This window comes from Amycolatopsis sp. H20-H5 (assembly GCF_035828755.1).
In the GTDB taxonomy this organism is placed as follows: domain Bacteria; phylum Actinomycetota; class Actinomycetes; order Mycobacteriales; family Pseudonocardiaceae; genus Amycolatopsis.
Genome location: NZ_JAYMZS010000012.1, coordinates 113,857 through 126,225, shown reverse-complemented (window position 1 = coordinate 126,225; position 12,369 = coordinate 113,857). Strand labels below are relative to the sequence as shown.

At 63.2% G+C, this 12,369-nt stretch carries 11 protein-coding genes and 1 pseudogene; 3 read left to right on the top strand and 9 right to left on the bottom strand.

Going from position 1 to position 12,369, the window contains the following annotated elements; genetic code table 11:
• The first annotated feature begins 800 nt into the window (after nt 1–800).
• Both QMK34_RS09715 and QMK34_RS09710 read left to right on the top strand, forming a co-directional pair.
• Complete coding sequence (locus tag QMK34_RS09715) at nt 801–1,805, top strand: PucR family transcriptional regulator (RefSeq protein ID WP_326413372.1); 1,005 nt, start codon at nt 801–803, stop codon at nt 1,803–1,805.
• Nucleotides 1,806–2,676: 871 nt separating this feature from the next.
• Entirely contained in the window at nt 2,677–3,465 is a 789-nt protein-coding gene (locus QMK34_RS09710; RefSeq protein WP_326413371.1) for an SDR family oxidoreductase, read from the top strand.
• A gap of 662 nt (nt 3,466–4,127) precedes the next feature.
• Here QMK34_RS09710 and QMK34_RS09705 read toward each other — a convergent pair.
• Together QMK34_RS09705 and QMK34_RS09700 are read right to left on the bottom strand one after the other, a co-directional pair.
• Entirely contained in the window at nt 4,128–4,790 is a 663-nt protein-coding gene (locus QMK34_RS09705; RefSeq protein ID WP_326413370.1) for an O-methyltransferase, read from the bottom strand.
• A complete protein-coding gene (locus tag QMK34_RS09700; RefSeq protein ID WP_326413369.1) occupies nt 4,771–5,577 on the bottom strand; it encodes a hypothetical protein in 807 nt (268 codons plus the stop codon). The genes QMK34_RS09705 and QMK34_RS09700 overlap by 20 nt, the downstream gene beginning before the upstream one ends.
• A 648-nt stretch (nt 5,578–6,225) precedes the next feature.
• Between QMK34_RS09700 and QMK34_RS47760 the strand changes: the two are divergent.
• Nucleotides 6,226–7,278, top strand: a pseudogene (locus QMK34_RS47760) (IS701 family transposase).
• A gap of 186 nt (nt 7,279–7,464) precedes the next feature.
• On the opposite strand, the gene QMK34_RS09685 reads toward QMK34_RS47760, so the two are convergent.
• From QMK34_RS09685 to QMK34_RS09655, 7 genes are all read right to left on the bottom strand, one after another.
• Nucleotides 7,465–8,076, bottom strand: a complete 612-nt coding sequence (locus QMK34_RS09685) for a helix-turn-helix transcriptional regulator (RefSeq protein ID WP_326413366.1) — start codon at nt 8,074–8,076, stop codon at nt 7,465–7,467.
• Between the two features lie 108 nt (nt 8,077–8,184).
• Nucleotides 8,185–8,823 (bottom strand): LuxR C-terminal-related transcriptional regulator, encoded by a 639-nt coding sequence (locus QMK34_RS09680; protein ID WP_326413365.1) that lies wholly within the window; start codon nt 8,821–8,823, stop codon nt 8,185–8,187.
• Between the two features lie 155 nt (nt 8,824–8,978).
• The gene (fabG, locus tag QMK34_RS09675) at nt 8,979–9,713 is read right to left on the bottom strand and encodes a 3-oxoacyl-[acyl-carrier-protein] reductase (protein ID WP_326413364.1); all 735 of its coding nucleotides are present in this window, start codon (nt 9,711–9,713) and stop codon (nt 8,979–8,981) included.
• Nucleotides 9,710–10,678, bottom strand: a complete 969-nt coding sequence (locus QMK34_RS09670; RefSeq protein ID WP_326413363.1) for a beta-ketoacyl synthase N-terminal-like domain-containing protein — start codon at nt 10,676–10,678, stop codon at nt 9,710–9,712. The genes fabG and QMK34_RS09670 overlap by 4 nt, the downstream gene beginning before the upstream one ends.
• Nucleotides 10,675–11,898 carry a beta-ketoacyl-[acyl-carrier-protein] synthase family protein gene (locus QMK34_RS09665; RefSeq protein ID WP_326413362.1) on the bottom strand — a complete coding sequence of 408 codons (1,224 nt, stop codon included), beginning with the start codon at nt 11,896–11,898 and terminating at the stop codon, nt 10,675–10,677. Before QMK34_RS09665 ends, QMK34_RS09670 begins: the two co-directional genes overlap by 4 nt.
• A complete protein-coding gene (locus tag QMK34_RS09660) occupies nt 11,898–12,149 on the bottom strand; it encodes an acyl carrier protein (RefSeq protein ID WP_326413361.1) in 252 nt (83 codons plus the stop codon). Before QMK34_RS09660 ends, QMK34_RS09665 begins: the two co-directional genes overlap by 1 nt.
• Before the next feature lie 9 nt (nt 12,150–12,158).
• On the bottom strand, nt 12,159–12,368 hold the full coding sequence (locus QMK34_RS09655; protein WP_326413360.1) for an MbtH family protein: 210 nt from the start codon (nt 12,366–12,368) through the stop codon (nt 12,159–12,161).
• Between the last annotated feature and the right edge of the window lies 1 nt (nt 12,369).

Here is a 12,369-nt window from a genome sequence, read left to right as displayed (position 1 = left end):
GCCTTTGCGGCCGGGGCGTTCACCGCGCGGCGGCCGGCCCCGCCACGCTCGCACCCGACACCGAACGATGCGAAATCCTCCGACTGCCAACCACCCTCCACCGTTCTTCCGCGGATTGCGCCAGCGGTCTTTATACCAGCTTCGCCCGGACCAGCGCCTGAATTCCTCGCTTCGCGGAGACCTTCCATAATTCTGCTGAGACATCGAGAAGCTGCTTGTCACGCGCTACTCATATCGTCGCGGCATCGGCGACGATGAAACCGAAGACCAGCCCGCGGCCGCGTGAGGTCGGCGAACACGGGCCGATCGAACGGCCCGGCACCGCAATCGCCCCGGCCACGTCACCCGCGTCGACGCTGACACCCGGGGCCACCTCCCTCGAAGCCGCCGTTCCGCCCGTCGTCGCAGCCACGCCTGTGTCGCTGCGGCTCGGCCGCCCTGGGCACCGCTTCACCAAGCCGACCTCGCGACAAAAGCCGCCAAACGTCTTCCGGATAATTCGTCCGCCACGACCAAAGCGTCAAGAAATAAAATTCAAATAACCCACGTCACAATTGATATAAATTTAGGGTAGTTGCCTCGCTGACGCACTGGAACCACAATGTTTGCAGCTTCACATTGACTGACTCGATTCACTGTTCGTATCCTGACCAGCACAGCGGCAACCCAGGAGGAAATCCGATGCAGCGCAAATCCGGACATTTAGACCAGGGGTCCATACTGCCTTCAAGTCTCTCGCAGATGAACGCAGAAACGAAGATCTTCTATTCTCGATCAATTGAACGCAGCAGAGAACTGTGATGTCGACGATCGCCAAAGCGCCGGAACCAGCGTTCACTAGTATCACCCGAGAACACCAGCAGACACCGTCGCGGCAAGGAACCGAGTACTACACGAGCGCCGCGGACTTTCGAGCACGGGTACGCGCCGCCGGCGAGTGCTGGGACGGCGACCGACCGAGCGTTGTGGTCGACGAACTGATCGCCGCGGCAGCAGCGGACCCACGTCTCAGCGAGATCGTCCTCGATGGCCAGGGCCTGTTACGAGACTTCCTGGAGGGCCGCCTCCAAGCGGGGGTCGACGAGATCGAGACGCGCGATCTCGCGGGAGACCTCATAGATGACCACCTGATCGCCCGGCAAGCCCTTCACAAACTGGCGGACGACTACACCGTCATCCTGGTCGACAAAGCGGATCCGGACGCCGACTGCGCGGCGCTGCGGGAGCACGTCGGTCCGGAAACTCTGACGACCTGCCGCTCGACGGGTTTGGTCCTGCTGGTGCCGGAAGTCGAGGCCGGCTATACCGCGAAAATCATCAGGCGCCTGGACCAGCACCTGGCCGGATCCGGGTGGATCACTTCGACAATACGCCCGAAGTCTTCGATCGCTTGCGGGTACCAAGAAGTCGTCGATGTGATGAAATTGGTCCGGGCGGCCCGACGACCTAGTGGCATGTATTGCATGTCGGATGTCTTGATCGAATACGCCGTCATCCATGACAGCCGGGTCCGGCAAGCGCTTGTTTCCATCATCTTCCCGCTGCGCGAGCATCCGATTCTGTGCGAGACCCTCAACGTCATGATCGACTCGGATCACAACCGCAAGAAGGCGGCCAGAGAACTCCTGATACACCGCAGCACACTCGACTACCGGCTGGCTCGCATCGCGAACATCACCGGCCGCGATCCGCGCAACCCCCGGGACGCTCAACTGTTGAGCGCGGCGATGATCGCCGACAACCTGAGCGACCAAGCCGCTCGCACCGAACGTTTCGAAGCGGTTCTGCGGCAGGTTCGCGGTTGATTGGCGACCGAACCATGAACGGAGCCCCGTCACCATCCATTGAGGTGGAGGACGTCATCGAGCGGCGATCGGGCCGCGCTGCGGAACGACGTACCGGTCGTGTGTGCCGTCGGGATCAGGGCGGCCTGCCGCGTCCCGGCAGGGATGCCGAGCAGGTCCGAAACCTCGCTCTCGGCGGCCAGATGCGCCGTGGTCCAACAGGTTCCAAGCCCTTCGCCTAGCTCAGCGCGTATTCCAAAAGCACGTTCACTCACCCACCCCGGCGTCGCGTGCACCACCGCGCGGGCAAGCCGCACCACGATGCCGGTTGGAACGTATCTAGCCAGCGGTCATCGTGACTCCTCCGACAAGATCGGCGGCTCGCACCGGTCGGGCAGCGAACCAGGATTCACCACGTGGGCCGCACGAGCGCGAGAGCCGCCACGAAGACACCCGAGTACATCCAGGCGAGGAATCCTATGGCGGGCGGCGCGGGCCAGGTCGAACTGCGGGACCCGGCGAAACGATCGGCGGCGAACCAGATGAACCAGGTTGCGGAGAAAGGAAGTCACGCGGCCACGGCCGCAAGGCGCCCGAGCGTCGAGATTGCCCAGAGCCGTAACCCCCACCTCGCTGATGAACACGGCGGCGGCCACCGGCATCCAGGTGAACAGACTTTTTCGCGTCATTCTGAAAGATCTTCCGCGCAATAAGGAAAGTTCTCGCTGCGACGTGCTCGTACTCCACGCGATGACCTTGACTATCCAGGGTTTTCGTTACACTGCATGACAGTTTGGACTGCCGATCCGAAAAATGTCCAACCGTCAAGCACTGTCCGGTACCCGAGACCACTGGTTCCGAATACTTCATCTCAGGGAAGGAACTTCTCCGCATGCCAGCAGAGAAGCGCAGAGTCGTGCTCGTCACGGGCGCCTCACGAGGGGTCGGCGCCCGAGTCGCCACCATACTTGCCGAGTCGGGCGCCGACGTGGCGATCAACTACCACACGCGCGCCGCACTCGCTGAACGGACCGCGGCGGCCGTCACCGAACTGGGCGGTCGTGCCGTGACCGTGCAGGCCGACTTGACTGAAGCCGAAGCGGTGCGGCAGATGTTCGAAACCGTCGCCACCACATTCGGCAGGCTGGACGCACTCGTCCTCAACGCCAGTGGCGGCCTGGAACCGGGCAAGCCTTCCGACTACGCCATGCAGCTGAACGCGCGGGCGCAAGCCAACCTGGTCGACGCCGCGTTGCCGCTGATGCCGGCCGGCAGCCGGATCGTCTTCGTCACCAGCCATGACGCGCACTTCCACGGCCAACGCCCGCCGTTCCCGCCTTACGAACCCATAGCGGCCAGCAAGAAGGCCGGTGAAGACGCGCTACGGGCTCGGATTCCGCAGCTGACCGCCCGAGGTATCGACCTTCTGGTCGTCAGCGGTGACATGATCGACAATACGATCACCGCGACCATGCTCGAACGCGCTTACCGGGGATTGCTGGCACTACGGCGAGCACAGGTGGGCGAATTGGTCACCACGGAAGAATTCGCCGCGGCGGTGGCGAGTACGACGATCGGGCCGGCGCAGAGCACCGGGACAACAACTTACGTCGGCAGCACCGAAGTCGCGTCCTTTCTCTGGGAAGCGCAGTGGGACGAGTACTTCGAGACGAAGAAGTAGCAGATCCGGGCGGCCCACCCGGCCGTCCAAGAAATGGCCGCGCAGACTTATGTCGTCTGCGCGGCCATTCTCAGCAGCCTAGTACGGCAGCCGCAGTGTGGGACGTTTGGCGTGTTGTCGCTGGTAGTGGCTGTGGCGGGCGCGGGTTTGGTGGCGTCGACGCCAGCGTGACCAGTGATGAATCAATCAGGTTGAGCGGCGGTTCGGTTTCCTCGCTCATCAGCAGATCGCGCGAGGTGTCCACAAGAACGTCCAGAACCTCGAAGCCGACATTCGCTCATGGATCAAGGAATGGAACGACAATTCTGCCGACGAATTTCTGGCGCAGGATACTAGCGCGCGACCGGGGTCATCGAACTGGGTACCCTGATACACCAACGACCCACCAAAGTCTCCGACCGCCTTAAACCCGGGCACTGGAAAGTGCGTGACATATAGTGAGAGGCATCAGCCAACAGCCACTCTTTCGATTTTGATAGGGATTGAGCAATAGTGTCAAAAGTTGACGACGAGTACCAGACCGGCGACGTCAGCCACGATGTCGCCAGCGGCCACGGCGACGACCGCGAAGCCGTTGTGGCGCGGTATTATGCGCATCTCCGCACAGCCCCGATCGACACGACTTTCGTCGTCACAAGGCACCGCCGTCGAACGAGTGCGGATCACTTCTTGCGGGCGATGGTGAGGCCATCGGAAATCGGCAAAAGCACGGACTCCACGCGGTCGTCAGCCCGCACGTGCGCGTTGAACTCGACGATCGCGAGGGCGTTGTGAGACGGAGCGGCAGAGACGACCTCACCGGAGTAAAGGACGTTGTCCGCCAGGATCAGGCCCCCACTGCGAATCCTAGGCACCAGTTCGTTCCAGTAGTCGACATACCCGGCCTTGTCGGCGTCGATAAAAGCCATGTCGACGAACTGCCCAGCCGGCAGAGCAGCCAGTCCGTCCAACGCCGGGCCCGTGTACCGCTTGATCCGATCGGCGACACCAGCGTCAGCCCAAGCCTTGCTCGCGATTCCACTCCACTCCGAGGAAATGTCGTAGGTATGCACAACTCCACCGGCCTTCAACCCCAGAGCAAGCGCAAGCGTGGAGTATCCGGTGAAGGTGCCCACCTCGACAATGGTCACCGCGTTGGCGATGTCGGCCAGAAAGCTCAGCAAGACCGCCTGTTCATGGGGGATCTGCATCTCGGCCGACGCTCCGAGCGCAGCTGTGGCATCGATCAACCACTGCTGCGACGAAATCGGTGGTTCAGCTTGGGCGAGCATGTATTCAGTCAGGGCCCGGTTCATCGTCACGCGCTTATTCACCAGTTCGGTCACGACAACTCCCCTGCTCCTGACCCGCTCTTGTACTGCAAAAACTTGCGATGTCGCGCATCGCTCGAGTACCCGACGAAACGCTGAGCAGATATGGGGTCGGAACGGCAAAGTCGTCCGCCGTCCCCAAGGGATACCGTGCGATGTCATACCGAATGGCCGAGATCCTGCGGTCCAATTGAATCAGAAACCAGCTTCTCGAAGTCGCCTGCCGCTGAACACGGAAGAAACGATCAAAGAGATCACGTTCCACGTCGGAGGTGATGTTATCTCGGCGATGTCCGGCATCCTTGAACAGTGAATCGCCGTCGGGCACTAGCTTCCGCGCGACTAGCAGGTGGACGCGGCGGTTACGCGCGACCGCTCTCGCCAGGCTACCCCCCGCGGGTAGATCGATTTCTTCGAGTAAAGAACGTACAGCCTCGTAGTCGCGTCCCCACCGACCGCTGAACGCGGGATGAACGGCCGCCATCGCGGGTCTGATTCGATCCGCGTAAACCTCGGCACTGCAACTGGCCGAATACACCAACGTTTCGGAATAACAGTCGAACAGCCATGCCACGATCTCCTCGTCCGCTGTACTGATCTCACCCTGCGACATGACTCGAAGGGCGTCGCCGAGTAGGCGCCACAAACCGAAGGCGACGTGATGCCCGAGCAGCCACCGGTGCACAGCCCGATCCGCCGCCAAAACTGGAGGGTCACCGATTTCCCACGGATAAGGCGTATCGGAGATGGCATGATCGATGTCCGGTTCCGCCGGCTCAAGCGACCAAGGTTCACCGGGCATCGGTAACAACATCGGTTCGATGCAAAACTGGAATGATGTCCGGCACCTCTCGCGCGCCGCCAGCTCACTGCGCGCGGACCGAGACCGCTTATAGCTCATCACTCGACAACTCGATCATCACAGGACGTCCCTGTCACGGACGAACCACGCGGCCGCGGTAGTGGCGGTTCGCGAGTCCCTGCCGAGCAGCGCCACGTGGGCGGTTTTCCATACGTCATGCTTAGTCACCTCCGTAGCATTTTGATATACCAATGTTCGACCTGCGGAACACTGTTTCATAATTTGCCACTCTTGCGGAGCAATCTCTTAATACTTATAGCCGCGACCGGGAGTCCGAGCAACCTTCTGTTCATTGTGTTCACGAGCACCGTGACCAGGCGCCCATGAGTGCATTCTTCTAAAATTGCTGATTGCGCAGGAGCGTTGTTTGCGGGGTCTCAAAATCAGACCTACGTCGCAACTCAGCATTTTGGCGGATGTGACCGAATAGCCAGCAAGCTAGAATTGGTATTTTTTCTTCTACTACGGCGGCCGCAGTGTGTGATTTGACGGCGTGTCGTGTGCATGAAGATGGCCACCGCGTGATCGAGTTAAGGTGTGTTGAATCTCGAAGAGGACGTGTGGTGGCCGCGTCATGGACTGTGGTAGATGATCGTCTCCGCCCGGTGGCGGGCCGGGTTCGATGACGTATTCGCGCTGGTGGCGGGGCGTTTCGCGCAGACGAACTCGCGCCGGCGGGCCCGATGTATGTGCTGGGGCCGTTGTCGGGTGCCGAGCGGAAGAACTGCTACCGGTGGGACGCCGACGCGGCACGCGTCGGCGTCCGCTCCTCTGTGCTGGACAATCTCAGTGACCGCGGCGCGATCGCGGTGACCGACGAGACCGGATTCCTGAAGAAGGGCAAATCCGTTGGTGCAGCGCCAGCACTCCGGTACTGCCGGGCGGATCGAGAACCTGCCAGCTCCGGGTTTTCTTGACCTGCGTCTCGGCCAAAGGCCGGGCGTTGATCGACCGCGAGCTCTGCCTCCCGGTGCCCCGGACCCATGATCAGGAACGCTGTGCGGAAGCCGGAATCGGTGCGAAGATCAAGGCCAAACCCGAACTCGCTCAGCGGATGCTGGAACGGCTGCTCGATGCCGGTTCCGACATTGAGTGGTTCACCGCCGACGAGACTTACGGCGACAACCCCGGCGTGCGCGGCTGGTGCGAACAGGCCGGACTGGACTACGTCATGGCCATCTCCTGCGACCATCGCTTCGACACCCAGCCGGAAAGGTGCGGGCCAACGCACTCGCCACCGCGGCACCACGCAAGGGCTGCCAACGCCTCTTCGCCGGGATCGGCAGCAAGGGACACCGGCTCTAAGACTGGCTCCTGCTCGACCCCGGCACCGCCGGGGGGGGGGGGGGGCACCAACCGCTCGTTCGCCACTCGGTCAGCAGAACCACCGAGCTGGCCTACTACATCTGCCACAGCAAGTATCCCGTGCCGATCGCCGAACTCGTCCGGATCGCCGGATCCCGGTGGGCGGTCGAGGAAACGTTCCAATTCGCGAAGAACGAGACCGGGTTGGACCACTATCAGGTCCGCAAATACGAAGCCTGGTACCGGCACATCACCCTGTCCATGCTCGCTCCCGCGTTCCTCGCCGTCACCGCCACACCGAACGCGCCCGGGACGAAAGAGGGAAACGGCCGCTGAAACATCAGGCCTGATCCCGTTGTCCTACAACGAAACCAGACGACTCTGGTCCACACTGACCGATCCCGCTCACTCCGAAGCCCACACCCATCACCGGTCACGCTGGCGACGATGCCACCAAACCCGCGCCCGCCGCAGCCACTACCAGCGACAACACGCCAAACATCGCACACTACGACTGCCGTACTAAGAACCCACGATGCGGTAGTCGCTTTCCAGAAATCGTGGATCCACTCGCGGCGGATGAACATCGGCGATGAAGACTCCCGCAGCGTGCGCTTTCGCCACCAAGGCCGTGCGGTTCGCCGCATCGAACTGCCGGGTCATCGCCCCGACGTGGTATTCCACGCCCTGACGGCTCAAGCATACGCGCTGCGCTAATTCGGCGACGCGCAGACCGGACACGAGACCCTCCAGAATCATGGCGTCGACCCGGCTGAGTTGAAACTGCCTGGCGCGTTGGGGCAACGAAGTGCTGTTCTTGAGCTCGGAGATGGCGAGAACAATCCTGTTTGGTTCAGCCAGCGCCAGCGCAGTCAGCTCGACGGAGAATACTTGCCCGTTGGGACGGCTGAGTGCGACGTGCTCGGCAGCCTCGCCAAGCGAACCGTTGCCGAGCGCAACGAGGGCGCCGCGCGCGCTCCGCGTGAAATCCGGATGCAGAAAATCCAGAATACCGCGGTGACGAAGATAAAAATCGGATATGCCGAGCAAGCTCAAGAAACCAGTCTCGGCGTTTAAAATATGAAGGTTTTCATCGACGAGCGCGACGTGCCAGCCGAGGTTCGGTTCGCTCATTCCCCAACTCCGTAGCATCCTGGATTCCGACGGTATTACCATCAAACTCACAGGTTGGCGACCTCGGTACCCGAAATCCGCGAGTGCCGGGGCATCTCGGTGCGGGGGTCATTCCTTACGTGCCTGCCTCGTGACGCGTGGCGGCCAGTTGAGCCGGTCGAGCAAGCCTGATGTGTAAGCGTTCGACACCAGCGCGGCGCGGTTGGGCGCGCCTAGCTTGCGGCGCATCGCGCCGACCCGGTAGTCGATCGCCTGCCGGCTGAGGTAGAGGCGCATCGCGATCTGGATGGTGGACTCACCGGCCGCGAGCCCTTCCAGTATCCGTACATCGAGTTCCGCGAGCTTCAACGGAACGGGTGGGCTCTCGCCCACCTGGACCTCATTGATGAGCACCACCAGCCGCGTGTCCTTGTCTTCGGCGCCGACCGTCCGGCCGGTCACGTCGGTCAGGAACGCGGTGTCGCCGCGGCCCAGACCGACGAGCCGGAGGTCGAACCGATCCGTCCGGCCGTGGACGAGTTCGTTGAGTTCACGGTGCATCGTGTCTCGAACCGCCGGCAGGAACCACCGGCAGAAGGGGCTGCCGGTGGCCTCCCGTGCCGTCGCGCCGAACAGTTCCGTAAAAACCGAGTTGACCCGCCGGATCTCAAATTCGCGATCCAGTTCGACCAGACCGATCCTCGGTTCGGACGGCGGCGGGGCAGCCTCCGGACGCCGTCTCGACCGGCGCAGGGCCGCCTCGCTCATGTCACTCACCGTCCCGTCGGAGTCGTCCCCACCCGGCTGGGGAACACTCGCGATCATTGTAGGCGGCTACGATTCTCGACGAGTGGATCGCGCGAACACCCCGGAAACCTGCGGAGTCCGCATGCGTGAAACGCGGAGCCGCCCCGTCTTCGCGGTCATCGGACGAGCCCGCCGTCCACGTTCAGCACCGATCCCGTGATGTAACCAGCTTGCCGGGAAGCCAGGAACCCCACGAGATCCGCCACCTCCACCGGGGTGCCGAACCGTCGCATCGGAACATCGGCCAGTGCTCGTGCCTTGACGCGCTCGTCGAGCACCGCGACCATGTCCGTGTCGATGAATCCCGGTGCCACCACGTTGACGCGGACGCCGTGGCCTGCCACCTCCTTGGCCAGTGCCTTGCAGAAGCCGATCACGCCGGCCTTCGAAGCGCTGTAGTTGGTCTGCCCGGCACTGCCGTACACGCCGGCGATGGAACTGACAGCCGTGATCGTCCCCGCCCTGCGCTTCATCATCCCGAAAGCCACCGCCCGGCACACGTGGTAGAGCCCGTCCAAGTTGATCCTGAGCACGTCGTCCCAGTCCTCGTCCGGCATGCGCACGAGCGGCCCGTCACGAGTGATCCCCGCCGAAGTCACCGCAGCCGTGATCGGGCCGAGCTCCTGCTCCGTCCGCGCGACCCACTCGCGAACCGCGCCGGCCTCGGCGATGTCGACGCGAGTGGCCAGTGAGCGGACTCCGATGGACGCCAGTTCCTTCCGGACATTTTGAGCGGCCTCGTGGTCGCTGCGGTAACAGAAGCTCACGTCGTGGCCGTCTTCCGCCAGCCGCACCGCGACCGCCCTGCCGATTCCGCGAGAACCACCGCTGATCAGCGCCAAACCCGTCATGACCGGCCACCCAACCTGAGCAACGCGCACACCACCATGCCGTCTCGGTCGGCTGAGCCGACGATGACTGATGACCCGGGTTCTCCGGTCGCGAGTACCTCGGCGATCTGGAACATCGCCGAAGCCGCGCCGGTATCGCCGATCAACTCTGCCAGCGGATCGGTTACCCCCGGCAACCCAGACCACGAGATCCCGGCGACGTCCTTCTCAGAGACCCCCGCCGCGGCGAGGACACCGTCCACACACGTCGACGCGGCGACGGCGAAGTCTTGGTCAAGGGCTACACAGCATTTGATCGCCAAAACCTCGGCCAGCGCCGGCTCCACCCCCGGTGGTTCGAGGCGAAGCATCACACAGCCTTCTCCGAGCACACCGTCGAGCCCGCTGTGGGACTCGATCCACGATCGAGCGGACGAGTACTCTTCGACAGCGCCGGTGAGCACGTTCGGTGCTCGTTTGCTCCGCAGGAGGCGCAAAGCGTAGCCCAACGCCGACAGTCCTGACACCCGTCCGCTCGCGAGGGTGACGTTGGGGCCGGTGAGGCCGTGCCAGATCGCGCTGCTCCCGGCGGCCGCGTTCATGATCGATCCGGGCATCCGTTCGGGATCGACGAAGTAGGGCCTGGCTTCCACGAATGACGACCGGCTGAAGTCCATCGTGGACTGCAGGCTGCCCATGGTGCCGAGGACGAGCGCGGTCCGGTCTCCGCGTTCGGGCGGCCGTTGGCTGATCAACTGCCGGACGGTCCACACGGCGAGTCCCGTGACCCGATCCATCGACCGGGTGCCCTTGCGGCCCAACAGTTCCCGGATCTCGAATCCGGGAACGCGCGACGCCTTGTGCGGCGCGCCATTCAGGCCGCTTTCCACGACTGCCGCTCGGCGAGATCGCACTCCGGCGACAAAGGAATCACGATCGATGCCGAACGGCGAGACCGCCGTCCACTCAGTGATGACCGGGTTCACGGTCTCGCCTCCTCGTCGTACCGCCCCAACACGACAACAGCGTTGTTGCCGCCAAAGGCCAGGCCGTTGTTCTGCACGATCTTCAGCTCTGCGTCAACCGCGTGGTTCGGCACACAGTCGATGGCACATTTCGGATCTGTCTCGCGATGGTTGATGGTCGGCGGGATGAAGCGATGGGTGATGCCAAGGCTGCAGGCGATCGCGGCCAGCGCGCTCGCGGCACCCATCGTGTGGCCGAGCATCGACTTCAACGAAACTGTCGGCGGTGGCCGGTCACCGTAGACGTCCAAGATCGCCGCCGTCTCGGTCACGTCGTTCGCCGTGGTCCCGGTGCCGTGCGCGGAGATGAGGTCGACTTCATGAGGTTTGACACCGGCATCGGCCAGGGCCAGTCGAATACATTCCTTGATGCTCGCCTGGTCGGGCGCCACGGGATGGTGCGCGTCGCAGTTGAGTGCATAACCGAGCACCTCGGCATAGATAGGCGCCCCTCGGCGCTTCGCGGAAGCGACACTTTCGAGCACGAGCATCCCGGCGCCCTCGCCGGTGAGAATCCCCTTGCGGTCTTTGTCGAACGGCCGGCAACAGTCGGGCGCCACGGTGCCGAGCCGATAGAACCCCGCGAAAGTCTTCCGGCACATGGCGTCCGCGCCACCACACAGGACGAAGTCCGCCTCACCCGCTCGAACCGCGTCGAGGCCGGTCCCGATCGCGTAGTTGCCCGCCGAGCAGGCCGTCGCCACCGTGAGGGCCTCCACGTCGGTCAGTGCCAGCTCACGGGCCACGGCGGCGGACAGCCGGCTGGCCGGGGAGCGCCGGGCCCGGACCGGGTCCATCGCCGCGGGGCCGTTGGCGATCTCCATTTCGACCAGGTGATCCAGGTCGTAGGCCTCGCCGTCAGTGGTACCGATACAGATCAGGCCCCGTCGCGCGCGCAAATCGTCTTCCGACAGCCCAGCGTCTTCGACCGCCATCCGAGAGGCGGCGATGGCGAACCGCGTGGCCCGCCCCGCCTCGTCTGGATCCCCTCTGCGGATCCAAGGTCGATGGTCGAAGTCCGCGACCTCGCACCCCATCGTGTGCTCGAAACCTTCGGTGTCGAACACGGTGATCGGACGCGCGCCACTGCGGCCGGCGCGCAAAGCGTCGGCGAACGCGACGCGGCCGATGCCAATGCTCGACACCACGCCGAGTCCGGTCACCACCACCCGGCTGTCCATCAGATGGATTTCGCCTCGGTGACGACCTGGTAAACGCCGTCGAGGGTCAGCATGATTTTCAGCTGTGCCTCTTCGATCTCAATTCCGTAGCGCTTCTCACAGAGCCCGACCAAGGCGATGATCGACAGCGAGTCGATCCCGTGATCGTCGACGAAAGAACTCGTCGCGGTGACCTCCTCCGGTTCCAGTTCGAGTACGTCACAAACAATGTCCTTGAGCTCGGTGTAGAGCTCGACACGCACGTGGGTCATGAGTAACTCCTATTCACTCATCGCGCGGACCAGGCTGGCCGGCCGCAAGTCGGTCCAATTTTCTTCAACGTAGGCAAGGGCGGCCTCTCGGCTCGCATCCCGCAGGACCACGTTCCACCCGGCGGGCACTTCGGCGAACGCGGGCCACAGCGAGTGCTGGTTTTCGTCGTTCACCAGCACTAGGAAAGTGCCGTCGGGGTCGTCGAACGGATTACTCATC